Consider the following 24301-nt stretch of genomic DNA (forward strand, 5'->3'; position numbering starts at 1 on the left):
AGTTGAAAATTGATTAAAAACAATTATTTATGTCTTATTTTTAAGGATTTTGATAAAAGCCTATACATACATTTTTTAAGAAAATACCGAAGATTAAGCCAGAATATTGGATAAATCGCTTGCCAAAGACTAAGCTTTGATTCATGTTGATGAGGCGCTTGAAATCTAGACTAAATAAAATCAGGATTTTTAGCCCCCGTTCGATGCCAATCCTCAAAGGAATAGATCATGACTACATATCAAACAGCGATTGATGCAATCCGCGAATTAAAAGCAAAATTTGGCAATACTTGGGCAGATATTAGTCCTGAAGATGCTGCTCGTATGCAACTACAAAACCGTTTCAAAACTGGTTTAGACATTGCTAAATACACAGCTGCGATTATGCGTCGTGATATGGCTGCTTATGATGCCGATTCTAGCAAATATACTCAATCATTAGGTTGCTGGCACGGTTTCATCGCACAACAAAAAATGATTGCGAACAAAAAATACTTCGGTACAACTGAACGTCGCTATATCTACCTTTCTGGTTGGATGGTTGCTGCACTTCGTTCAGAATTTGGTCCACTTCCAGACCAATCAATGCATGAAAAAACATCTGTTCCTGCTTTGATCGAAGAAATCTACACTTTCTTACGTCAAGCTGATGCAAAAGAATTAAACGATTTATTCCGTGCACTTAAAAAAGCACAAGAAGCAGGTGATACTGCTAAAGCAGCTGAAATCACTGCTCAAATCGACAACTTTGAAACTCACGTTGTGCCAATTATTGCTGACATCGACGCTGGTTTCGGTAACGAAGAAGCGACTTACTTACTTGCTAAGAAAATGATCGAAGCTGGTGCATGTGCACTTCAAATCGAAAACCAAGTATCTGACGCAAAACAATGTGGTCACCAAGCTGGTAAAGTAACTGTTCCACACGAAGACTTCATCGCTAAAATCCATGCATTACGTTATGCATTCTTAGAAATGGGTCTTGATGACGGTATCATCGTTGCGCGTACTGACTCTGAAGGCGCTGACTTGACTCAAAAAATCCCAGTGGTTAAAGAGCCAGGCGACATCGCTTCTCAATATATCAGCTACTTAGACACAACTGAAATTGACATCGCTGATGCTCAAGAAGATGAAATCCTGATCAAGCGTGATGGTAAATTACATCGTCCTAAGCGTTTAGCTTCTGGCTTATATCAGTTCCGTCCTGACACTCAAATTGACCGTGTTGTACTTGACTGTGTATCTAGCCTTCAAAATGGTGCAGATCTTCTTTGGATCGAAACTGCGACTCCAAACGTAGAAGAAATCGCTCACATGGTTAACCGTGTACGTGAAACAGTTCCAAATGCGAAGCTTGTTTATAACAACAGCCCATCATTCAACTGGACTTTAAACTTCCGTCAACAAGCTTACGATCGTTGGGTTGCTGAAGGTAAAGATGTTTCTGCTTACGACCGTGCTAAATTAATGAGCGCTGAGTATGACAATACTGAATTAGCTGCTGATGCTGATGCTAAGATCCGTACTTTCCAAGCAGACGCTTCTCGTGAAGCGGGTGTGTTCCATCACTTGATCACACTTCCGACTTACCACACTGCTGCTCTTTCTACGCATGAGCTTGCACAAGGTTACTTCGGTACTGAAGGTATGTTGGCTTATGTTGCTGGCGTACAACGTAAAGAAATCCGTGGCGGTATCGCGTGTGTTAAACACCAAGCAATGGCGGGTTCTGACATCGGTGATGATCACAAAGAAATCTTCTCTGGTGACAACGCACTTAAAGCACATGATGATGCTAAAAACACAATGAACCAATTCGCTGCTCACTAAGCACTGAACTGATTCAAAAAAGACCCTGCGAAAGCAGGGTTTTTTTATTGTTTAAAGGTTTAAAGAATGTATGGCTCAAAATAAATCTTTGATTTAGGAAAGGTGAGAAACAGTTTTTTATAATTATAAATGAGCAGCAGTGTTGTATTTAGAATATGAATAAAGATAGGCGAGCGAGCTTTTTATTTATTAGAGAAATGGATGCTCAAAGAATGATTGAAAGGGGTGAACTGTTGAAAAATATAGATATAAAAAAAACTGCTCATCAAGAGCAGTTTTTTTATTGAAGAAATAAAAACTTATTTCTCAACACCTGCTGGTTGACCTGCAAGTTTAGCATTTGCATAGTCCCAGTTTACTAAGCTTTCTAAGAAAGTCGCGATGTATTTTGGACGTAAGTTACGGAAGTCGATGTAGTAAGCATGTTCCCAAACGTCGATTGTCAATACAGCGATTTGACCGTGAGCAAGTGGAGTGTCTGCATTGGCAGTTTTAGTAATAGATAATTTACCGTTTACTTCGTCAGCAACTAACCAAGCCCAACCTGAACCGAATTGAGTTGTTGCAGCAGCAGTGAATTCTTCTGCAAATTTTTCGTAGCTACCAAAAGCTTCGTCGATTTTCGCTGCAATCGCGCCTGTAGGTTTACCACCACCGTTTGGCTTCATGCTGTTCCAGTAGAACGTGTGGTTCCATACTTGAGCAGCATTGTTGAAGATACCTGCTTTAGATGCATCACCAGCAGAAGCTTTGATGATTTCTTCTAAAGTTTTGCCTTCAAGGTCAGTACCTTTGATTAAGTTGTTTAAGTTAACAACATAAGTATTGTGGTGTTTGTCGTGATGGTATTCTAAAGTTTCGCGAGTGATATGTGGCGCTAGATCGTCATAGCCATATGGAAGTGCAGGTAAAGTAATGGTTGTCATGTTTCATTCCTTGCAAATTTGCTGGGTTTTACATTAAGTGCTTTTATTGTAAATGATTCTGCATGCAATAGGGCAGTCTTTTAATACACAAAATATGCAAAAAATTTCCATCTGAGACATATACCATACACAAGATAGAACTAGAGCCAATGAATCTTTAAATTTATCTTTTTGATGACTCTAATCTACCTTGATCAAGAATAAATTTTTAACTTTATTATTTAAAATCAATTTTTTATTGCTTTTAATGCCTCATGGTAGCGGCGATTGACCTCCTTCCAATCCACGACGTTATAAAATGCAGCAATATATTCAGGGCGACGGTTTTGATATTTTAGATAATAGGCATGTTCCCATACGTCCAGCCCTAAAATAGGGGTATGACCATGCATTAGTGGAGAGTCCTGATTGGCGCTGCTTTCTACTACAATTTTACCTTCAGGCGTCACACTCAACCATGCCCAACCACTTCCAAAACGGCTAATCGCTGCTTTGGTAAAAGCATCCTTGAATGCATCAAAGCCACCGAGTTGCTGATCAATCGCTTCCGCAATATCACCTGTAGGCACTCCGCCACCTTGTGGGCTCATGACCGTCCAGAACAGTGAGTGATTGGCATGTCCACCAGCATTATTGATGACCATGTTTTTAAGCTCAGCAGGAACTTCATTGACTTTAGCAACCAGTTCTTCCACTGAAAATTTTTCCCATTCTGTGCCTTCAATTGCGCCATTAATATTATTGATATAGGTCTGATGGTGTTTACTATGATGAATTTCCATTGTCTTGGTATCAATATTGGGCTCGAGTGCATCATAAGCATAAGGAAGTGCAGGTAAAGAATAGGCCATGTATTTGATTCCTTTTGTAATCAATGTAGTTTTATAACGATGGATTAAAGCGCTTTTATTATTTGTTTAAATGCAAATGATAATCAATACATTTATTGGCTACTTTTTTATCGGTGAAAATGAATTAAAAATAAATTTTATTTATAGGTTGGATGGGGGGATGAGTAAATGTTCTAAAGCGCGTACCTATTAACGCTTTAAAATCTGGCTGTAAGTTGAAGAGGTATATTTGAGATCAGCAGATAATTGATGTGCTTGGCACTTAAGGGCTAGCAAAATGCAATTGAGTGAAAAGAGTATCACTCAATTGCATAAACTTGAGAAAGTTTAGATCGGATTGTTGAGTTCAAAATATTCAGATTCAATGGCAAACTGCGTTGCAATTGCTTGTGTTAAACGCTGCACACCATAACGTTCAGTCGCATGATGACCACAAGCAAAATAGTGAACACCTAACTCTTTGGCTTCATAGAAAGTACGTTCACTGGCTTCACCAGAAATATAGGCATCGCAATTTTCTTGCGCTGCCTTGCCAATAAAATCCTGAGCTGCACCTGTGCAAAAGCCTACTTTTTGGATCGTCGTTTTATCAGTTGGCAGATGAATAATGTCAAAATCAAAAATAGCCTGTAATTTTGCCTTGAATTGCTCGGGACTCAATGCATTGTCTAGATAAGCAATATTGCCAATCGGATGTTTTTCCGATGTATCCAGTGCTTCAAGATTTTGCAAACCGATTAAATCAGCAATCGCTGCGTTATTGCCCAAGCTTGGATGCGCGTCTAAAGGCAGATGATAGGCAATCAAAGAAATATTATTTTGAATCAGTTTTTTAATGCGATTGCCACGCATGCCTGTAATCGGGTAGGGTTCGCCTTTCCAAAAATAGCCGTGATGAACCAGTAAGACATCAGCCTGTTGAACAATGGCTGCCTCAATTGCATCTTCAGAAGCGGTCACAGCACATAAAATTTTATTGACCTCGGCTTTGCCTTCAATTTGTAAGCCATTTGGTGCATAGTCTTTAAACTCATTTGCTTTTAAAGTTTGATTACACCAGTGCACAATATCATGCAAATTTGCCATGTGATTCCTCAAATGATTAACAGCTTTTATAGACGTCAATAAAAACATATTTTTAAATGTAACTAAAGCTAGACAAAACTTTTTTAAGTTTTGCATTGATTTTAAGCAATTTACTTTACAATAGTGGAAACTTCCAGTTCTTCAATAAATTACGTTCATAACATAATTTCGCCTAGAGGATAATAGACGTGCGCCGTGCATTTACATGGTTACCTTGGGTATTACTCATTCTTGTTATATTTAGTTTTCTGGCTTGGCAGAAATCACATCAACCGAAACCAACTGTTGCGGCTGATGGGGTAAAAATGCCAGCAGAAAAGGTTGAGCCTCTCATTGATACATCACGTGCAGGTGGGGTGGTTTCCTATAGTGCTGCGGTCAAAGTGGCTGCGCCTGCCGTGGTGAATATTTTTACCACGCAGAAAGTAAAACAGATGAATCATCCATTATTGAATGATCCTGTATTTCGCGAGTTCTTTGGCAATCAAGTGCCGCAACAGCCTCAAAATGAAAACAGTCTGGGTTCTGGGGTGATTGTACGTGCTGATGGTTATATCCTCACAAATAATCACGTGATTGCTCAGGCTGAACATATTGTGGTGGCGCTGCATGATGGTCGCCGTGCTGAAGCGAAAGTGATTGGTACAGATCCTGATACAGATTTGGCTGTGATTAAGATCGAGTTAGATAAATTGCCAGTTTTACCGTTCAAATTGAGTGGTAACGAAGTGGGTGATGTAGTGCTCGCGATTGGTAATCCATTTGGTGTTGGTCAAACCGTCACCCAAGGGATCATCTCAGCGACGGGCCGTTCTGACTTGGGGATCAATACCTATGAAGACTTTATTCAAACCGATGCTGCAATTAACCCAGGTAACTCTGGTGGTGCATTGATTGATGTGGCGGGGAATCTGATTGGTGTTAATACAGCGATCTTCTCTCAGTCAGGTGGTTCATTGGGGATTGGTTTTGCGATTCCTGCGAAGGTTTGTCAACAAGTCCTTAATTCAATCCTGAAAGATGGTCGTGTAGTGCGTGGCTGGTTAGGCATTAGTTTAATTCCAAATAATCTAGATGAAGATGTGTTGGCTGCTAAACCGATTGGTGTCACAGTTGCTGATGTATTGCGTGAAGGGCCCTCAGACGTAGCTGGAATTAAACGTGGTGACAAGATTGTTCAAGTCAATAACGAACAGATTTCTTCCGCTTCACATTTAATCAACTATGTGGCTTTGCAAGATCCAGGAAGCTTGATCGATGTGGTTGTTGAGCGTGAAGGTAAGCAGCAAACCTTACAGGTGAAAGTGGGCGAGCGTAAAGTTCAGCAAAATGCACAATCTCAATATATTCCGTTGCCGAAACATCAATAATAAAATTGATGGTTTCTATCCAATCAGGGTCGCTTAATGCGGCCCTTTTTGTAGGCACAATAAAAAAGCTTGCTGACGATAAGGTCAGCAAGCTTTTTGCGTTTTGTAGTTTTTTTATTTTTCATTAAACCATTCAATTTTTATCTTTTTATGACAATTTTTTGATCATTAGATGACAAGTGTAAAACACTGACATACTTGTTTAGTGTGCACAGAAGGCTTGATTGAAATATTCAAACAGATCAGGTGTTTGAAACCAGATCAAGATTGAAAAACTGATTAAACAAAGCACACATCCAATCAGTAGAATTTTAAAGTTTCGTTCAATATTAGTCATGAATAACAGCCTCTTCATTCACGAAAAGATGAATCACTACACCAAAAGCACTTAACAGCAAACAGGCAAGCCAGATCATATTGTAGTTGCCTGCGAGATCATGATTGATACCACCTAACCAGCCACCAAAGAATGAGCCGATTTGATGGGTAAAAAACACAATGCCGCTCAACATTGATAAATATTTTACTCCAAACATATTGGCAACAATACCATTGGTTAATGGCACGGTTGAAAGCCATAACAATCCCATGATGATCCCAAAGCTATAAACGGTAAATATACTGAGTGGTAATAACAAGAAGGCAATAATTGCGATACCACGTAGCCCGTACAGTAACATCAGTAGTTTAGGTTTTGAATAACGATCGCCTAACCAGCCAGCTCCATAGGTTCCAACAATATTAAATAGGCCCACCAGTGCCAAGAATATAGTGCCTGTGGTGGCATCAAAGCCGTGATCGATCAAATAACCCGGTAAATGCACACCTAGAAATACCACTTGGAAACCACAAACCAGAAAACCTAAGGATAACCACCAAAAAGGTTTGTGCTTGCTGGCAATTTCTAAAACCTGTTTAAAGCCGAGACTGGGTTGATTCAGTGCTTTTGGTGCTGTTGAAGTAGGGGATTTTAATAACCATACCAAAGGAACAATGAATGCAATCGCGAATGCACTGACGAGGAGTGCGGAGGACCAGCCAATGCTTTTAAGTAACAGCAAGGTTGATGGCAACATGATAAATTGACCGAATGAACCCGCTGCACTGGCAATCCCCATCACCATACTGCGTTTTTCTGGCGGGGCCGCACGACCAACGGCTGAAAGCAGCACGGTAAATGACGTTGCCGATAAGGCTAATCCAATCACAAGCCCCAAACTGAGATTAAGCAACAATCCTGTCGAGCTGAATGCCATCATGATTAAGCCGATGGCATAGAGTAAACCACCTGCTGCAACCACTTTCTTGGTGCCATATTTATCTGCAATTGCGCCTGTGAAGGGCTGTGCGGCACCCCAAATCAGATTTTGTAAGGCGATGGCAAAACTAAAAATATGATGTCCCCAGCCAAATGCATCACTCATTGGGACAAGGTATAAGCCAAAGCCATGACGTACGCCGAGGGAAAGTGCAAGGATCAGTGCACTTCCGATTAACATATAAATCAACTGTTTCGAGAATTGTTGGTTTGACATTGTTGTTATGATCATGGAATAAGTGAAAAGTATTTTAAAATACTTCTGTTTATATTTCGATTCTAAAAAGTGATTAGAGTTCTATTTGTTTGAACAACTTGTTTCCCATTAAAAAATGTCAGGAAATAAAAAAAAGCAGCGACGGCTGCTTTTTTTTATGAGTTAAAACGCTTAGAAACGATAGCCGACACCGACATAGGTGATTAATGGGTCGATATCAATTTTAGTATTGGCACGGATCAACTCTTTGCCTGTATTACGATCAGTCACAGAGATTTTTGCTTCATTATTCATTTTTGAATAAGACACAGAACCAACGGCAAACCAGTTTGGATTAAAGTCATAAGTTGCGCCTATAGTCATAATCGGAGCAAAGGTATCTGTTGCTTTGAGTTTCACGACTGGGTCAGCGGAAGAGGTTTTTCCATCTAAGGCTGCACCTGCTTTTCCATCATGAATGTTTTGAATCATATGACCAGCTTTGATTAAATCTGACTCAATCCCTGAGTTGATTTTTAAATCATTGAAATAAGCATACATCACGCCAGCACCAACATAGGGGCGGAATTTATTAATGCCTGATTTGCCAAATTGATAATGTAGTTCTACAGCAGGTAACCATGCACGTGCAGTGGCTGCTTTACTGCCTTGAGTCAGGTCAGTAATAAAAATATCTTGTTTTAAAGGGATATCTGCGCCTATTTGTCCAATTACCCCTCCAATGATTCCACCTAGTGATGAACCATCATCAAGAGGGGTTGCTTTTCCTGAAAGTGGTGCGTAGATATTTCCTTTACCTTTAATGTCAACTTTAGGGGGTATCCCTGCTTTAATTTCTAAAGAAAGGTTATCTGTAAAATGATAGTTGGCCATAATACCAACAGTGTCTACGTCATCTGCTTCTAAACCTGTTCCCTGACTTTGCCAATTTGACAAACCATTAATTTGGGCTGTACCAGCCAGAGCTGCAGGTAAGGTATCTGTAAACTTATCTAGACCACTAATCGTTGTATGCCAAAATTTTCCATTTGGTTTACTTTGATCAATAGCATTAAGCACAGAGGTCGTTGAAACATCCCCAACTTTTGATTCAGTACCTTCAGCAACACTGGTATTAATATTAACTGGATTTGCTGATCCTTGTGGCATGGCGTGCAGCCAACCAGCGGAAACCGAAAAACGCTTAAACCCATCACCATCTTTTAAACTAAAATAAGGTGAGTTTGCGAAAGTAATTGTTGGTAGGGCACATAAGCCTGTAAGCAGGCAAGCAAATGACTTCTTCATCATCTCGGGACTCCATGTCCTAAAGTTTGTAAGGATTTTTCTTGCGCCCACGATAACTCTTTTTTAAAACTGCTTTGTTTAGTTAAAATAAATAATTGTTATGCTTGTGAAATTTTTTGTTTAATTTAAATAAATTAATGAAGAAATTATGAAGACATAAAAAAAGCTACCGAAGTAGCTTTTTTTGAAAAAATTAAACAAAATAAATTACATAAAACGAGATAAGTCTTCTTCAGGACGTGCAGTTAAAACTTCAATACCTGTTTTTGTTACCAAAATCGTATGTTCGTATTGAGCAGATAATTTGTGATCTTTAGTGACAACTGTCCATTTGTCGCCTAAAAGTTTTGTTTGCCAAACACCTGCGTTGACCATTGGTTCAATTGTAAAGGTCATACCTGCTTCCAGACGCATACCTGTACCTTTTTGCCCATAATGCAAAACTTGTGGTTCATCATGGAAGACATTGCCGATACCATGACCGCAATATTCACGAACGACACTGAAACGCTCAGATTCAACATATTGTTGAATCGCATAACCAACATCACCCAAGTATGAGCCATCTTTTACAGTTGCCATACCGCGATACATCGCTTCTTGAGCGACTGAACACAAACGGTTTGCAAGAATAGAGGTTTCACCACCCACGATATACATCATGTTGGTATCACCGTGATAACCATCTTTAATGACTGTTACATCGATGTTAAGAATATCGCCGTTCTTTAAGATTTTATTTTCAGAAGGAATGCCGTGACAAACCACATGGTTGACCGAAGTACAAATAGAATGCTGGAAAGCAGGACGACCTGGCGCTGCGCCGTAGCCTACACAAGCAGGAATTGCTTGTTGAACATTTTCAATATGATTGCGACAGATTGTATCGAGTTCTAGTGTGCTCACACCCGCTTTAATATGCGGTTTAATCATGTCTAGAACTTCAGCCGCCAATTTGCCAGCAACACGCATCTTTTCAATTTCTTCAGGTGTTTTGATTAATCGACGAGGGGCTGTATAAGTTGTATTCATGATCTCTAAAAACTTTTGGTAATTTGCAAGCGTCTATGGTATAAATAGCCGCCTATTTTATCAAATGCTTTTCGTGAATATATTTTACGAAATTATCTGATAATAATAGTCGTAAAAAAAATCCGCACATATATCGACACATTACTCTGGGTGCCTAGCAATAGGTGGAGAATGCGGATATATGGAGGCCTAACCCAAACTTTAAGGTAAAGAAAATGGCAGATTACAACGTAAGCATGCGCGACCTTCTTCAAGCAGGCGCACACTTTGGTCACCAAACTCGTTTCTGGAACCCAAAAATGCGTCAATACATTTTTGGCGCGCGTAACAAAATTCACATCATTAACCTTGAGCACACTGTTCCTGCGTTAAATGATGCTTTGAACTTCGTTAACAACCTAGCGAGCAAAAAGAACAAAGTATTATTCGTTGGTACAAAACGAGCTGCTTCTAACATCATCCGTGAACAAGCTCAACGCGCTGGTCAACCATATGTAGATCACCGTTGGTTAGGTGGTATGTTGACGAACTGGAAAACACTTCGCCAATCTATCAACCGTTTAAAAGATCTTCAAACTCAATCTCAAGACGGTACTTTTGCTAAGCTTACTAAACGTGAAGCTTTAGAGCGTACTCGTGAGATGGAAAAACTTGAACGTGCTTTAGGCGGCGTTAAAAACATGGGTGGTTTACCTGACGCATTATTTGTAATCGACGTTGATCACGAAGCGATTGCAATCAAAGAAGCGAAAAACTTAGGTATTCCTGTAATCGGTATCGTTGATACAAACTCTAACCCAGACAACGTTGATTACGTTATTCCGGGTAACGACGATGCGATCCGTGCAGTAACTTTGTATGCTTCTGCTATGGCTGATGCGATTCTTGCTGGTAAAGAATATGCTCAATCACAAGCAAATGCACAAGCAAAAGGCGATGACGCTGCTAAAGACGCTTCTGAGGCTTAATGCGTTTTGACGCAAGCTTGTCATTTTTGCGACATGTAATGGTGGCAGATTAAAGCGTCGAGATTGCAAACGGCCCAGAGATTCTTTGGGCCGTTTTTGTTGAACAGATTTATTTTCTACCGATTTTAGGAGATCAACATGACTGCAGTTACTGCGAGCATGGTAAAAGAATTACGTGACCGTACTGGTCTTGCAATGATGGAATGCAAAAAAGCATTAACAGAAGCAGACGGTGACATCGAACTTGCGATTGATAACCTTCGTAAATCAGGTCAAGCAAAAGCTGCTAAAAAAGCAGGTAACATTGCTGCTGATGGTGCGATCACTATCATCCAAAACGGTAACAAAGCAATCCTTGTTGAAGTTAACTGTCAAACTGACTTCGTTGCTAAAGACGAAAACTTCAAAAACTTCTCTGATAAAGTTGCTACTGCTGCACTTGCTGCAAACGAAACTGATGCTGCGAAAATTGCTGAACTTAAGCTTGAAGACGGTGCGACTGTAGAAGAAGCTCGTGTTGCACTTGTTCAAAAAATCGGTGAAAACATTCAAGTTCGTCGCGCTCAAATCGTTGAAGGCGAAAACTTGGCTATTTATAAGCACGGTTTAAAAATCGGTGTTGTTGTTTCTTACACAGGTGATGCTGACACTGGTAAAGGTATTGCAATGCACGTTGCTGCGTTCAACCCAGTTGCAGTAAATGCTGAAGCTGTTCCAGCTGACTTGATCGCTAAAGAGAAAGAAATTGCTGAAGCGAAAGCGTTAGAATCTGGTAAGCCAGCGAACATCGTTGAGAAAATGGTAACTGGTTCAGTTGAAAAATACTTGAACGAAGTTGCTCTTGATCGTCAAATGTATGTTATCGACAACGACAAGAAAGTTGCTGACGTATTGAAAGCGACTGGTACTGTTGTAGCTCAATTCGTTCGTTTCGAAGTGGGTGAAGGTATTGAGAAGAAAGCTGAAATGAGCTTTGCAGAAGAAGTTGCTGCTGCTCAAGCTGCTGCGAAGTAATTCGTATCTTCTAAAAAAACCCAGTCATTATGACTGGGTTTTTTATTGCTTACTAAAAAGCCCACTTCATAAATGGGCTTTTTAGTTATTTAAGGCTTAGTCAGCTTCTTTTTTAAGCTCGTATTTGCTTGCCAATTCACCTGTAATTTCTTTACCTTCTGTATCTAAAGCTTTTAGATAACCTTCAGCAACGAAATATTTACGGCCATCACCAGCTTTATCCAATGTAATCACTGATGTGTTTGTAGTATCAAAGGCGAAGCTACCTTTACTTTCGAATGCTTTACCATCGCCTTTACCTAAATATTTTTCTTTTAACTCAAAGGTCTTGTCTTGATTTAGTTCAAGTTCAGTCTCAATGCCTTCGCAGTCAGCGCATGGAAGTACGCCTTTGTAGGTACCATTCCAGTCGAGAGAGTTTTCCGCTGTGTGCGCACTATCAACAGCTTCATGCGTTGTTTCTGTTGTAGTCGCTGCTGTTGGAGTTTGCTCGTCAGTTTTTGGTGTTTCAGCCTTGTTACATGCCACAAGGAAAATAGACGCTAGAGAAATGGCAATAATTGATTTTTTCATCTTGGATATAACCTTATTCGAAAGTATTGATATCCAAGTTATTAGATTTTAAAAAGAAATGGAAGTAAGGGAATGTAAGGGTTGTTTAACCTTTGGTAAAGCAAGACAAGTTTAACCTTGTCTTGCCTTGAAGCGAGGATTTGATTTGCAGATGACAAATAGCTTGCCGCGACGTTTCACAATCTGACAATCAGCACTACGGCGCTTTGCACTTTTAAGGGATGAACACACTTTCATTTTTGATTCTCTGAATTTAATGTAATGTTATAATATTACATTAAAATAAGTGTGTAAAGTTTGTCATTCTTGATGTGTGAGAGGGGATTGTGAAAGATATAAGTATCAGAAATAAAAAAGCCCTTATCTTTCGATAAGGGCTTTTTTGAATTTGGAGCGGGAAACGAGACTCGAACTCGCGACCCCAACCTTGGCAAGGTTATTTAATTTTATATAAAACAATGGGTTGTTTATTTGTGGTGTCGAAGTGGTGTCAAACGCAATTATTGTAACAAAATGCTTATTTTGTATCGTATTTTGAGTAAAATGATTTTAACTCGAACTAAAACTAATTTACATGAAAAATTTTTTTGTTTATAGCACTTTGATACTTGGTCTATTCTTATTGTGTTTGTCTACTTCTTTACTATTTAAAAGGACTCTTGATCTAGATGGAGACTACTTATCGGCATTTGCAACGTTAGTTGCTGCATTGGTAGCTTTTTTACTTTTTAATGATTGGAAAGTGGAGCATAAGTTTAGGCTCTTGGAGCAATACCATAGCAGCTTAAAAGAGAGATCAACATATTTAAATAATTTAATTGATGCAATGACAGCCGCAAAGTCTAAAGTATCTTTATTTAATGTGCATGGCGTTGTGGAAAATACTAATCAAGATTATTTCGAAAAAGGGGGATTCTATAAAGATTTAGTTGGTGTTATGCGCTTGATGGAAGAATATCAATACTGCCTAGAAACATTGGAGAATTGTGAATCTCTAAGAAAAAATAAAGAAACTGTTTGTTTTTATCAAAGGAAATTTAGAGAAATATCTAACGAGTATTGGGACTCAAAATTACGCATGGTTGGTCGTAGTGATTTATTCATCGTTAGTACAGAAGCACTAAATTCGTGGAAAAAAACCACGATTGAATTTGAGCATTTTTGTTCGGTTGAATTGGCAGATTTCTATTTTAATTATCTAAATAGGAAAAATTAAAGGCGCATATAGCGCCTTTTTTATTAATTTCTACGTCTTGATTGCCTTGCTAATGCCTGTGCGTTTAAATTCTCCAAGATCGGCATAACTTCTTTAGGATCGTACATGTGCTTGCCTTCACCACCACGGTTAAAGGGGCGAAGGGTTTCGATAATAATCTTACGTGATAAAGGAAACCGGTCAGTTAAAAATGAAACCGGCACTCGTGGTGGCAGTTCTTCAGCCTTCATTTCAACAACTTTACCAATATTAGGAATAGTTTGATTTAGAAAAATTTGTGGGGCTGTTTCTGATTCAAAAGTTAATACATATTTTCCCATATTATTTACCTATGCTAATTTGGCAATGTTCTCAGAAGCAATCGAAAGGGTCAGCAATACGATTGCTTCTGTAGAACATTGCATTGAATGTTCTAAAAAATTAAAAAGGGAAATGTTATGGCGAGGTTTTCATGCTGCAGCCCTCTTTTGAATGAAGCGTTTATTGCGTTTGGCTAAGGTTCCCCTATTTAGGCCAATTAATTCGGCTGCTTGGGTTAGATTGCCATGGGTTGCCGTTAATGCTTTTTGAACAATGATATCTTCCAGATGTTCAATTAAATCTTTGGTTTTACCTTCTTGAATTGCCTGATCAATATCATCCTCACGCAATACACCAAAAGTAGGTTTTTTAATTGATCCACCACTCTTAAGGAGTGGATCAATATTCTGTTTGTACCAAACATCAAATTTTTCGCGATCTTCTTTGGCTTTCAATTTTGACTGAGCAATATTTTCCTGATGTTCCTGAATGGTATCAGGCCAATTTAATTGGTTAAGATCATAGAACTCTTGAGCACTGGAATACATTTGCCAGGTAACTTCATCTGCCTGCTCAACAAGATTTAAGAGCCAATCACGGGCACTATCAAAATTACTTTCAATAAGAGCACTAGCTGCAACCACAATGGCATTGTGGTGCATTGTGACCCTTTCACAGTATTTCAGATCAGCGATATCAGACATATACATGAATGCTTGAGCAAGCTCAGGCGTAAACTCAGCCTTGGTACCAGACTTTGCAGCTTCACGTAAAATGTCTTTTTGTCGATCGAACCATTCCCAACGTGCTTTGGGTTTCATAGCATTTAATTTTTCAGGTACTGTATTCACTTTCTTTTTCTCCAAGTCGCTTCTTTTAACTTTGCATTGGCTACATGGGCCAGAATTTCAGACTCATTTACATTGTCAAAAATATGAGTCATATTGCCCCCGAACACTGTGAGTGTTCGGGTAATAGTGGAATAGTTGAATTTCACGATGCTTGGCCCTCATCACTGGCCGCATTTTCAAGCTGCAGGCGACGGGTATTAACGATGCGCATCATGTCTGACTGAATGACTGGATCTAGGCTGCCTACATCGATCTCAAGGGCATCCAAAGATGTTAAATCAGGCGCAGTCTGGATTTTCACCATTAATGATGGTTCAGTTTTAGGTTGTGGATTTTGGAATTCCTGTAGGCGACGAGAGATAGCGCGTAATAAAGGCTGGCGCTGTTCCTCAGTCCATGACTTTGTATAGCGGACAAGGGCATTAGCTTCCTCAGGTGTTTTAGTCTCAGGAAGTCTTGCAAGCAATTCCTGCAATTGAGAATTCCATTCAGCTGTCTCTTTTTTTACCTGGTCAAAGTAGTGAATACCTTCATTCGATTTCATTACCTGAGCGACTGCAGCTGCAGTAACAGGTTCTGGTTGAGCTGGTTCCATTTGTTTGGCCAAAGTATCAGCCTTTAAATTTAACCGTGTAGCCAGTTCGGCATGTTCAACTTCTGAAAGCTCGCCGTTCATATTGATACGGATCCGGATTGATTTAAGCTCACCCTCATTTTGTGCATTTTCAATATCAGTTATGAATGCATCACATAAAACCGAAAGATCACATTCCAATTCGCCTGGATGCGGGGTATCAGCTGCTAATAGATCTTTAAAACCTTCAATATTCTCTGCAGCTAATGATTCAAGCTTTGCTGTTTTGGCACTGGTGATGGCCTGTAGTTGCTCATCACTAAAACCATGCTGATCTAACCCGGAACAAACGGTTTCAACCTCATCTGCATCAAGGCAAGTTGTAATTGCATCAATGATCACATCTTTATGAGCTTCGATTTCCTTCTTGGTCATGCGCTTTTTTCTAGGCTTTTTCTCAACGTCTGGCACTGCATTAACTGTAAATTCCAGATCTAAACCTAAAAATTCGTGATATGCCTTCATCTGCAATTTTGCATTCTCTTCATCACGCTGGACTACGCCACAACGAATGAAATTGAGTACATCAGAGCTATTATCAAATCTAGTTTTATGAATCTCAGCGCATGGAAAGATACAGACATAAATCTCTTGGCCACTCTCCAATTCGTCTAAAGTACATGGCTTCGTAAATTTAATACCGGCCATTTCCAACATTTCTAATTGAATGCAAAATTCATAATTCGGCAAGCCAAAAACAGTTGCAGGCATTTGGTCCAGAGAGCTGAAATCTTTGTCTGCATGAAGAACGCCATCACCAGCGTAACGGCACAGAACTGTTTTACCTTTTTGTAGGGCAGTGAAAGCCTCTTGGGCATTTAAAATATTATTCATAACCATGTCCTAGTGATGCATTTGATTGTTTTGTTGATTGTGGGCTTGCGATGGCATAGGTAATTCCCAGCCTTTCTGGTCGGCACGTGCCTGGCATGCCTTTCTGATGCCGGCATAAAAATTAGTACCGTTAAATGTACTCAAGGCCATTTCTAAGGTTGCGGGCTTATTCGCCTTGCTAATAGAGACCAAGGCATCTTGGAAGCGCTGGCCCATAGATTTTTGTGCAGGCTGATTTTGTTGCTGAGTCGCGGTATTTTGGTTTTGTTGGTAATTACCACGTTGGTTGTTCTGGCCATTCGCGTTTTGTTGATTTTGGCCTCTGTTTTGCTGGTTATTTTGACTCTGTGCGCCAGTTTGTTGTTGGTATGCATCAGTATCAGCATCTTGTGTATCGTCAATCAGAAATAAGCCATTCAATGCGTATTTACGGGCATATGAACTTGATGCGCCAAAGGTTTGGGCAATATCCATACCTTTCTTATTGATGTCTACACCAGCATGCGCGGTAACAACTGTTTGTTTACCCGTAGCATCGGTAAAAACAGCCTTGGCAGTAAGAACTAGGACAGATCCTAGCTCTTGAACTTCATCTGTAAGGACCAGACTTGCACCATGCTGTGCCAAATATGGTTTTACACCTTCCAGTATGTCCTCAAGGCTGCGGTAGTGGAAATTACCAAATTTATTAAATTTGCTCTTTGGTGCCTTTAACTCTTGCTGAATAGTGCGTAACACATCTAATTCAGCAGACTGATTTTGTTGTTGTGACATGACAATCCCCTTAATTAGAACGTGCGTTGTGGTAGGCGGTGCGCTGGTTGGCGCTATAGCGGGAAATTTGGCTATTACGTGCATTGCGTTCTTTTGAACGTTGTTCATTAACGGCACGCTTTAACTCACGCTTAACCCATGGGATAGAAAGTTCATTCGTGGTAATTTGGCGTGGCTCAGCGTCTTTAGAGTCTTTTACTCGAACTGAATACCAGTTAAATGGAAGTTCCTGTGCACCGCCAAAAAAGTCCTTGTCGAAATCAGGCGTATAGTTCAATGACACTTTGGCCATAAAGATTTTTGAACCAAGGCGAACGTGATAGAAGTCTTGCTCATCTTTCATTAAGTATTCGCGGAATGGGGTAGTAAACTTGGTAATGTTCATGATCACCCCCGAACCATTTTGTTTTTTTCAATATGGGCAGTGATCACTGTGATCATGTTTCGGATGTCATCGGCATTGGTGAAATCGTTATAACCAACGCCACTTGGAGTTAAGACACGATCAACAGCCAGGTTATAGATAAATACAGCTTCATCGTTGCTACCTAGTTGACCGTTGTCGTCTGGTACCAACTTAAAATCAAAGCTTGTATACACACGGAAGCCATCAAGATTAACTACAGCTTGGCCAGTGGTGTCTGATGTGATTTGAACAGCGAGAACGCCATATGTTGACTGGGTATTTGCATAATTAAAGGCAGGGGCAATATCAACTGGTTTAGTCACCAAAGCATAAGCACCAGATAAAGTACCTACACCAAGAGCGACTACCGCACACCCTTTAAGCAAAGACTTGCCTGAGATGTAGTTGCGGTTGTGATTTAAAACATTTTGTTCCATAATGGACCTCATGTAAGTGAAGAGCCCCGCTATCCGCCAAGATTGTTCGGGGCTTTTTGCTGTCTATGAGATTTATATTAACTATGGTTAATTTTTTAGTCAAGAATTAAATTAACTAAGGTTAATATTTTTCTTAACTTTAATTTAATGTTTTATTGATTCACAAAAGAAAACCCGCATTTAGCGGGCCTTAAATAAGTAATAAATTAACTAGGATTAGGTCTGGTTCTTCTTTTTGCCCTGTAGGTATATCGCATACAATCCACGACTTGACCAACAAAATGGCAATGCTCATCCAAAGGGATAATGTTGGGTTGAAAGTTAGGATTTAAGGCCTGCATATAGCGGGAACCATCTGTTTCTATCACTAATTTTTTGAAAGTTGCGTCTTCAAATTTCCTTACAACAATCATGTCACCAGACTGCATATCGCTGTAATACACATCTGGATCAACCAGAATATAGTCACCTTCCAGAAAATCAGGTTGATTGCTAATACCTTGAACCTTTAGATAAAAACAATTTGTGCATTCATCTGGAAGCGGCAGCCATTCTTCTATTTGGGACATATCAACAGCTTGAACATTAGTAAATGTTCCAGCTTGAACCCACGACAGAACAGGGGCTAATCGAGCTGGCTTATTAGATACGTTGTTATCAACCTTTTGCTGTTCTTTACCACCAAATAAAAGCCAATCATCACTTACACCTAGGAACTTAGCAATTGTTTTTAGGTTCTCTGCGGTAGGGATGCTAACACCATCAAGCCATTTCTTAGCAGATACGGCAGACTTTTTTGTTGCCCTAGCTAAGTCGGCAGCTTTTAGATTTTTTTCATCTAATTTTTGCTTAATACGTTCATGTAAAGACATAACAAACATTTCCAAAACATTAACTAATGTTAATACGGTGTATTGAAACTATGGTTAACAAGTGGTAAATTTGAATTATTAACTATAGTTAATTTGGTGCAACTATGAATTACAGTGATTTTATGAGTTATCACAATTGTAAAAATCGAAAAGAGCTTTCAGTTAAAACAGGCATTTCAACAGTGACCTTATGGAAGTGGGAGAACAAAGGTATTCCTTTGAAAACACAAGCAGTGCTGCACGTAAAAACTGACGGCAAATTGAAAGCCGATAGCGAAGCCTTAAAAGCTTAGGAAACAACCATGAGCAAAGTATTACCAGAATTAACGGAAATGGCCCGCAATAACGCAGCCTTAATATTGCGTCACCTTAATGCCAGCAATCAAAGCAAAGTTGCGGAACAGGTTGGAGTTGATGGAAGCACTTTATCAAGATTGAAAAATGACAAGAAAAACAATGGATTGACAGAAGTTGAATTTATTGGGGCTTTATTGACTAGCCTTGAATTGAAGGTTGTATCGGCTAGTGATGTTTATTGCTCACCGGAAGTGGCAGAGGCGACAAGAGTCTATTTAGCCCATGCATTCACATCACCAGAATATATGCGAATTCTTTTTAAGTAATAAAAAACCGCTTTCCTGCTGGAACAGGTTTAGCGGTTAACGTTCATCCATCTGGAGAGATTTAGAACATGACCAATATATCAAACGAAGTATCAACCCACAACAGTGAATTCATTGTGGGGGATACGGTTGTAATTAAAAAACCTCTTGAGTTCATCAATAGGAATTTTGACTCAGATGAACTTTTCATAGTTCAGGATATTTGTGGGCTCCAGAGTAGTGGAGTCACCATCTTAGTTAATGGCCAACGAGTTACAGCTGCAGAATCTGAATTGCGCCATGCCTCAATTGCTGAGTTGAATGCCAAACGCCGTCTGACAGATATTGAGCAAGTATTAGCGGAGGTTTCATGAATACCAAACTTCCAGATTACAAACAACTTCAGGCGATCCAATCCTGGTATGAACCGGCATTGAAACTTTTGAATGACTTGCTTGAGCGTAACAAGGCCAATCTCCGTAAGCGCGGCTACAACGAAGAGAATGCAGCAATTACCCGTGAAGAGTTTAGGCAGCAACTTGCACGTCGTGGACGCATTACTTTGCATTTGGCCGGCGAAATTGAAACGAGTTTGTATAAAGCCCAAAAGATTGAATATATGGGCGGATATTTAAGACCTAAGGTTGGTGATGTATGAGTTTAGATGCATCAATGTGGGCGTGGAAAACACGCCAGAAGCAGAAAAAGGGTGGAGCACTAAAACCACTCAAAAAACTGGTTTTACTCTCACTGGCAGATCGAGCTGGTGAGGATCATGTTTGCTACCCAAGTATTGCCCGTCTTGTTGAAGATACAGAGATGGATCGTAAAACTGTGCTCAAAATTATTGATGAGTTAATTGAGGATGGTTTGATTGTAGATACCGGCGAGCGAAAAGGCCGTACCAAACAGGTGAAAGTCTATATTTTGATCGGTGTTAAAGGTCGAGAAACAATACCAACAACGGTACTCTTTGATGATGAAAATGAGGATTTAAAGAGTACCAACAATGGAACAGTTCCAACAGTGGAACAGTTCCAACAATTCCATGAAAGAGTCCCAACAATTCCGTTAAAGAGTCCCAACGTTGGGACACGGAATCTACCAAAGAACCTCCCATTAGAATCTAAAAATAAAAACCATTGGCTTTGTTCAAAAAAATTGAGTTTAGAAATTGCTCAAGCAAATCCTGAGATTGATACAAACGAGATCATCTCATCAACCTGGTTCAACCGTGAGCTAAGAGCATTTGAATTATTTAATGCGGAAAAGAGCATGTGTGATGAACTCATGATTTACCACTTTGCAAACTGGTTGCTTGAAGCGAAAGCAAAACAGGACCGTTTGAAAAACTCTTCTCAACCGAACCAGAAGCAACCAGCAAAATCCAAAGACACGCTGACTGACAAACAAAGACATTTCTTTGCAAGCAAGTTATCCCGTTTACCTGAGTTCGCTAAATATTCACATGGTAACGAAAGCTATGAGCAACTGGCTAAGCGTTTGGAATCAATGCTCAAAGACCCTGCAAACCTCAAGAAGTGGGCTGAGTATCTGATCAACATCAGTAATGAACACAAGGGGAATGCGGCCTAATGATCAGTATGAGCCTCGCCCAGTACCGCGAAGAAATTCTTAAGCTGTCTCGTCAACCTAAGGCTGCTAAACGTAACAAGTTCAATGCCAGCAAGGTCGAATGCGATGGTATGACCTTTGACAGTAAAAAAGAGCACAAGCGGTACATCGAGCTCAAGGCTATGCAACAGCGTGCTGAAATTTACGGTCTAGAACATCACACTAAGTTTGAACTGGCACCAAAAACAAAGATCGATGGAGAAAAGCGGGCAAAACCAGCATTGCGTTATTTTGCAGATTTCACCTATTACACTGCTACTGGTGAATACATCGTTGAAGATGTGAAATCGGAGGCGACCAGAAAGAAAGACAGCTATAGAAACAAAAAGCACTTAATGAAAACGGTTTTAAATATTAATGTACGAGAGGTTTAATAAGATGAATGCAAAATTAACTATCATGCAAACAACGGATTGGACAAAGTTTACTTTTGAGGAATGGTGTAGACAACTTGGGGCGTGGATAAACGGCGATACTGAAAAGATGGTCCGCATTGTTAAAACGATGCCTACTAAGCGAATTACTCAGAAACAACGTGAAAAACTTCTCGGAATGTATTTGTGTGATGAGATGCTGAAAGACCGTTTATGTGTAAAAAAGAGTGGAACACGCTGCATGCTAAATGAGAATGAGGCAAGGGCAATTCAAAAAATATTGATTGATCTTCAATCTATTGATGATGAAGTGGTACAGGACTGGATTGGTTCGATCTGGTGGCATTATGTCATGGGCGAGTCAATTCGTGATATTGCAAAAAGTAATGACACATATGGCTCTCAAATTCAGCAGGACATAAAATGCGGGTTAGCATTCATAAAATCACGTTATCCTTATTTTGTGATTGATAAATTTAAAAAAGTGGTTGCTCAGATTGGAGAAAATGAAACCGCTTGACTGTAAATACGGGGTATGGCATATTTATGTTACGTTGGAATTTTTATATTTAAAGCCAACATGAAAAGCTCGCTAATTGCGGGCTTTTATAACTAATAATTAACCTGATATTTTATGAAGATATAAAATGCACTTGAATAGAATTAGAGCTCGTTTAGATAAAATTTATAATGAGATGATTACAGCTGAAAATTTGAAATTTATTGAGAATCATGAATCTAAATTAGCTGCAATCTTTCTTGGTGAAGCAGATAAAATTTTTGAAGTACCATATGAGATGTCGGGAAATATTGGTGTTTATACGTACCATCATCTTCAGAAGCAGTTTTTTGAAATAGATCTAAAATTAGCGCCTAAGTTTATTGATAAGGATTTATTTATTGATTGGTTTGCAGTTCAAATCAAAGAAGGTTTTGATAACTTAGAAAAATGACAGATAGTTCCAATATTCCAAATTTAAAAGCTCATCGAAAGGTGGGCTTTTTTGTTGTCTATGATATATTTATCTTGATAGGTATAAGAGATGTATGTCATGAGTACAGAAGAATACTATTTAGAATATCCCGACCAAGATCCTAAAAATTTTGATGAAAATGGTAATTTAAAAGAAGAAGTAGCAGTAGAAATAGCGCTAAAGAGAAACTTTTTATATCTTGAAAAAATGCAGAAGGTAAAGGATTTGCGAAAAGAACAACAAGATATCTTGTTAAAACACAAATGTATTAAGTAACCCTCGAAAAAATCTCCTTCGGGAGGTTTTTATCTAACTTGCATTAGCATACAGCGAGTCAACTTGCCGAACGGATTACGACACAAGAAGCCCCGCTGACATACTAGTTATTGCGGGGCTTTTTATTTTCAATTAGTAAAAATATACTGCTTAGTATATATTCTGGGCGCTTATTTAAAACTAATGATCTTTTAACAAGGCACATTTATGAAAAAAACATTAAGTTTGTTTCTAGCTCTGACTACTTCAACTTCTATTTTTGCACATGAGAATCCTGATCGAAAAGGCAAGTGCATCGAAGTAAATGGGAAAAATATTACAACCAATTGCATCATTTCCTCTGGAGGAGGTGCAGGCGGGATGTATACAGCTTTAAAAATAGGGAAAAAGGAATATTTAATTGAAGAAAATACAATGAATCCAGATGCTGAAGAAAGATCTTTTTCGCTAGGTATTAACGCTGATTCTATGTTAGATGCAAAAGAATATTATCGTGACCCAAAAACAAAGCAAGTGATTAAGACCTATAAGGATGGGGCTTGGTTCTGTAGTAAACAGATCAAAGGAAAGTTAGACGTTTGTTACAGTTACTAATAAGTATTGATTATTTGGCCCACTTCGGTGGGCTTTTTTGTTGCCTATGATATATTTAACAAAACAATTAAAGAGAATAATGTCATGGGTGAGTGGTCTGAATATTTTGAAGATTTTCCTGAGGAGAATCCTGCTAATCAACCTCCTACAGATGAACAGAGGTTAGGGCCAAAATCAAAGTATTTTCCTGAATGGCATGAAACCCAATTGACCAAAGAAGAACGAGCGTTTGTTCAAACTTTGATTGAGGAAGAGGAAGCTAAAGCACTTGCTTATGAGAATGAAATTAAAAATGCTCCAATTATAAAATCACAAGATTGTCCAATTTGTTACGCAGATGGATTCGTGATCAAGAAACTAAAAGACGAAACCTTTTACTGTAATTGCAATGAATGCAATGTAATTAAAATTGGCACAAATTTAGATGTGATTATTGAAGAGCTTAAAGAGAGTTTGTGGGATAACAAATTGGATTATTAAAACCCTCACTCGCATCAGTGCAATGCGAGTTACCTAGCCGAGCGTATTTCGGCACAAGAAGCCCCACTGACACACATGTTATTAGCGGGGCTTTTTACTTTATGTGTTAAGCTGTGAATCATAATTTAACGGATAATTATGATGAATATTTGTATTGGTGGTGATCTGGATGGTGTGGTTGTGACCAACCGAGAAGGGACCTATTTTGAAGCAAGCGAAATTGATGCAACCAAGCAATCATCGTATAACCGCCAGACATACATTGTTGAAGGTAAACCATACCGGTTTTGGCTATGTGCACAAGTGCAGTATGCAGAGACAACAGTAATCGCGAATAAGCATTTGGCTCAAAAATATCCATATCTTTCTTAATATGAATTAAAAAAACTCTTCGCATGGTGGGATTTCATATTATACAATCACTTTAAAGGGGGGGGGGAGCATGTTTGAGAAAAAAACCAAAAATCAACATTATATTTCAGTAGCTGAACAGAGATTAAATTATTGAAATCCACAAATTATTGGTAGAGATAAGTCAAAAATATTAAAATTTAAAATATTAGATCG

At 39.1% G+C, this 24301-nt stretch carries 32 protein-coding genes; 17 read left to right on the forward strand and 15 right to left on the reverse strand.

Annotated features, from left to right (window positions below; all coding sequences use genetic code 11):
* Window positions 1-228 precede the first annotated feature (228 nt).
* Window positions 229-1833, forward strand: coding sequence for an isocitrate lyase (locus A9Z07_RS06680; RefSeq protein WP_004773636.1), 1605 nt, complete (start codon window positions 229-231; stop codon window positions 1831-1833).
* 299 nt (window positions 1834-2132) lie between these two features.
* Here the strand turns inward: A9Z07_RS06680 and A9Z07_RS06685 are convergent, their stop codons facing one another.
* From A9Z07_RS06685 to A9Z07_RS06695, 3 genes are all read right to left on the reverse strand, one after another.
* Entirely contained in the window at window positions 2133-2759 is a 627-nt protein-coding gene (locus tag A9Z07_RS06685; protein WP_004638474.1) for a superoxide dismutase, read from the reverse strand.
* A 227-nt stretch (window positions 2760-2986) separates the two neighbouring features.
* Window positions 2987-3610, reverse strand: a complete 624-nt coding sequence (locus A9Z07_RS06690) for a superoxide dismutase (protein WP_069577722.1) — start codon at window positions 3608-3610, stop codon at window positions 2987-2989.
* A gap of 327 nt (window positions 3611-3937) precedes the next feature.
* Window positions 3938-4696, reverse strand: coding sequence for a Nif3-like dinuclear metal center hexameric protein (locus A9Z07_RS06695; protein WP_069577723.1), 759 nt, complete (start codon window positions 4694-4696; stop codon window positions 3938-3940).
* 188 nt (window positions 4697-4884) lie between these two features.
* Between A9Z07_RS06695 and A9Z07_RS06700 the strand changes: the two genes are divergently transcribed.
* On the forward strand, window positions 4885-6066 hold the full coding sequence (locus tag A9Z07_RS06700) for a trypsin-like peptidase domain-containing protein (RefSeq protein ID WP_069577724.1): 1182 nt from the start codon (window positions 4885-4887) through the stop codon (window positions 6064-6066).
* 329 nt (window positions 6067-6395) lie between these two features.
* On the opposite strand, the gene A9Z07_RS06705 is transcribed toward A9Z07_RS06700, so the two are convergent.
* The 3 genes from A9Z07_RS06705 to map form a co-directional block, all read right to left on the reverse strand.
* Complete coding sequence (locus A9Z07_RS06705) at window positions 6396-7616, reverse strand: MFS transporter (RefSeq protein WP_413772622.1); 1221 nt, start codon at window positions 7614-7616, stop codon at window positions 6396-6398.
* Between the two features lie 156 nt (window positions 7617-7772).
* Complete coding sequence (locus A9Z07_RS06710; RefSeq protein ID WP_032863948.1) at window positions 7773-8891, reverse strand: OmpW/AlkL family protein; 1119 nt, start codon at window positions 8889-8891, stop codon at window positions 7773-7775.
* Window positions 8892-9095: 204 nt separating this feature from the next.
* Window positions 9096-9920, reverse strand: a complete 825-nt coding sequence (gene map / locus A9Z07_RS06715; protein WP_004773623.1) for a type I methionyl aminopeptidase — start codon at window positions 9918-9920, stop codon at window positions 9096-9098.
* A 215-nt stretch (window positions 9921-10135) separates the two neighbouring features.
* On the opposite strand from map, the gene rpsB reads away from it, so the two are divergent.
* The gene (gene rpsB / locus A9Z07_RS06720; RefSeq protein WP_004652723.1) at window positions 10136-10888 is read left to right on the forward strand and encodes a 30S ribosomal protein S2; all 753 of its coding nucleotides are present in this window, start codon (window positions 10136-10138) and stop codon (window positions 10886-10888) included.
* 138 nt (window positions 10889-11026) lie between these two features.
* Window positions 11027-11902 carry a translation elongation factor Ts gene (gene tsf / locus A9Z07_RS06725; RefSeq protein WP_004773622.1) on the forward strand — a complete coding sequence of 292 codons (876 nt, stop codon included), beginning with the start codon at window positions 11027-11029 and terminating at the stop codon, window positions 11900-11902.
* Window positions 11903-11998: 96 nt separating this feature from the next.
* Here tsf and A9Z07_RS06730 read toward each other — a convergent pair whose 3' ends face one another.
* Both A9Z07_RS06730 and ykgO read right to left on the reverse strand, forming a co-directional pair.
* The gene (locus A9Z07_RS06730) at window positions 11999-12475 is read right to left on the reverse strand and encodes a copper resistance protein NlpE (protein WP_069577726.1); all 477 of its coding nucleotides are present in this window, start codon (window positions 12473-12475) and stop codon (window positions 11999-12001) included.
* 111 nt (window positions 12476-12586) lie between these two features.
* Window positions 12587-12712, reverse strand: coding sequence for a type B 50S ribosomal protein L36 (gene ykgO / locus A9Z07_RS17580; RefSeq protein ID WP_005231541.1), 126 nt, complete (start codon window positions 12710-12712; stop codon window positions 12587-12589).
* Window positions 12713-13049: 337 nt separating this feature from the next.
* Here ykgO and A9Z07_RS06735 point away from each other — a divergent pair, with 337 nt between their 5' ends.
* Window positions 13050-13691 (forward strand): hypothetical protein, encoded by a 642-nt coding sequence (locus A9Z07_RS06735; RefSeq protein WP_069577727.1) that lies wholly within the window; start codon window positions 13050-13052, stop codon window positions 13689-13691.
* 23 nt (window positions 13692-13714) lie between these two features.
* On the opposite strand, the gene A9Z07_RS06740 is transcribed toward A9Z07_RS06735, so the two are convergent.
* The 7 genes from A9Z07_RS06740 to A9Z07_RS06770 form a co-directional block, all read right to left on the reverse strand.
* Window positions 13715-14011 (reverse strand): hypothetical protein, encoded by a 297-nt coding sequence (locus A9Z07_RS06740; protein ID WP_069577728.1) that lies wholly within the window; start codon window positions 14009-14011, stop codon window positions 13715-13717.
* 129 nt (window positions 14012-14140) lie between these two features.
* Window positions 14141-14842 (reverse strand): helix-turn-helix domain-containing protein, encoded by a 702-nt coding sequence (locus tag A9Z07_RS06745; protein WP_069577729.1) that lies wholly within the window; start codon window positions 14840-14842, stop codon window positions 14141-14143.
* A gap of 142 nt (window positions 14843-14984) precedes the next feature.
* The gene (locus A9Z07_RS06750) at window positions 14985-16310 is read right to left on the reverse strand and encodes a hypothetical protein (RefSeq protein ID WP_069577730.1); all 1326 of its coding nucleotides are present in this window, start codon (window positions 16308-16310) and stop codon (window positions 14985-14987) included.
* Between the two features lie 9 nt (window positions 16311-16319).
* Complete coding sequence (locus tag A9Z07_RS06755) at window positions 16320-17084, reverse strand: ERF family protein (RefSeq protein ID WP_069577731.1); 765 nt, start codon at window positions 17082-17084, stop codon at window positions 16320-16322.
* A gap of 10 nt (window positions 17085-17094) precedes the next feature.
* Window positions 17095-17469, reverse strand: coding sequence for a hypothetical protein (locus tag A9Z07_RS06760; protein ID WP_069577732.1), 375 nt, complete (start codon window positions 17467-17469; stop codon window positions 17095-17097).
* 2 nt (window positions 17470-17471) lie between these two features.
* Complete coding sequence (locus A9Z07_RS06765) at window positions 17472-17927, reverse strand: hypothetical protein (RefSeq protein ID WP_069577733.1); 456 nt, start codon at window positions 17925-17927, stop codon at window positions 17472-17474.
* Window positions 17928-18133: 206 nt separating this feature from the next.
* A complete protein-coding gene (locus tag A9Z07_RS06770; protein ID WP_069577734.1) occupies window positions 18134-18799 on the reverse strand; it encodes a LexA family protein in 666 nt (221 codons plus the stop codon).
* Between the two features lie 104 nt (window positions 18800-18903).
* Here A9Z07_RS06770 and A9Z07_RS06775 point away from each other — a divergent pair, with 104 nt between their 5' ends.
* The 12 genes from A9Z07_RS06775 to A9Z07_RS06830 all read left to right on the forward strand — a co-directional run bounded on the left by A9Z07_RS06775 (window position 18904) and on the right by A9Z07_RS06830 (window position 24106).
* On the forward strand, window positions 18904-19092 hold the full coding sequence (locus tag A9Z07_RS06775) for a hypothetical protein (protein WP_069577735.1): 189 nt from the start codon (window positions 18904-18906) through the stop codon (window positions 19090-19092).
* Window positions 19093-19101: 9 nt separating this feature from the next.
* Entirely contained in the window at window positions 19102-19422 is a 321-nt protein-coding gene (locus tag A9Z07_RS06780; protein ID WP_069577736.1) for a hypothetical protein, read from the forward strand.
* Window positions 19423-19490: 68 nt separating this feature from the next.
* The gene (locus A9Z07_RS06785; RefSeq protein ID WP_069577737.1) at window positions 19491-19775 is read left to right on the forward strand and encodes a hypothetical protein; all 285 of its coding nucleotides are present in this window, start codon (window positions 19491-19493) and stop codon (window positions 19773-19775) included.
* Window positions 19772-20059: a hypothetical protein gene (locus A9Z07_RS06790; protein ID WP_069577738.1), complete on the forward strand. Its 288-nt coding sequence runs from the start codon at window positions 19772-19774 to the stop codon at window positions 20057-20059. The genes A9Z07_RS06785 and A9Z07_RS06790 overlap by 4 nt, the downstream gene beginning before the upstream one ends.
* Window positions 20056-20997: a helix-turn-helix domain-containing protein gene (locus A9Z07_RS06795; protein ID WP_069577739.1), complete on the forward strand. Its 942-nt coding sequence runs from the start codon at window positions 20056-20058 to the stop codon at window positions 20995-20997. The genes A9Z07_RS06790 and A9Z07_RS06795 overlap by 4 nt, the downstream gene beginning before the upstream one ends.
* The gene (locus A9Z07_RS06800) at window positions 20997-21410 is read left to right on the forward strand and encodes a DUF1064 domain-containing protein (RefSeq protein ID WP_069577740.1); all 414 of its coding nucleotides are present in this window, start codon (window positions 20997-20999) and stop codon (window positions 21408-21410) included. The genes A9Z07_RS06795 and A9Z07_RS06800 overlap by 1 nt, the downstream gene beginning before the upstream one ends.
* Before the next feature lie 4 nt (window positions 21411-21414).
* On the forward strand, window positions 21415-21930 hold the full coding sequence (locus tag A9Z07_RS06805; protein WP_069577765.1) for a hypothetical protein: 516 nt from the start codon (window positions 21415-21417) through the stop codon (window positions 21928-21930).
* A gap of 127 nt (window positions 21931-22057) precedes the next feature.
* Window positions 22058-22363 (forward strand): hypothetical protein, encoded by a 306-nt coding sequence (locus A9Z07_RS06810; protein WP_069577741.1) that lies wholly within the window; start codon window positions 22058-22060, stop codon window positions 22361-22363.
* Window positions 22364-22462: 99 nt separating this feature from the next.
* Complete coding sequence (locus tag A9Z07_RS06815; RefSeq protein ID WP_139126633.1) at window positions 22463-22660, forward strand: hypothetical protein; 198 nt, start codon at window positions 22463-22465, stop codon at window positions 22658-22660.
* Between the two features lie 207 nt (window positions 22661-22867).
* Entirely contained in the window at window positions 22868-23254 is a 387-nt protein-coding gene (locus A9Z07_RS06820) for a hypothetical protein (protein WP_069577743.1), read from the forward strand.
* A gap of 27 nt (window positions 23255-23281) precedes the next feature.
* On the forward strand, window positions 23282-23734 hold the full coding sequence (locus A9Z07_RS06825) for a hypothetical protein (protein WP_139126634.1): 453 nt from the start codon (window positions 23282-23284) through the stop codon (window positions 23732-23734).
* A gap of 141 nt (window positions 23735-23875) precedes the next feature.
* A complete protein-coding gene (locus tag A9Z07_RS06830) occupies window positions 23876-24106 on the forward strand; it encodes a hypothetical protein (protein ID WP_069577745.1) in 231 nt (76 codons plus the stop codon).
* The last annotated feature ends 195 nt before the right edge of the window (window positions 24107-24301 follow it).

Source organism: Acinetobacter sp. YK3 (assembly GCF_001729365.1).
In the GTDB taxonomy this organism is placed as follows: domain Bacteria; phylum Pseudomonadota; class Gammaproteobacteria; order Pseudomonadales; family Moraxellaceae; genus Acinetobacter; species Acinetobacter vivianii.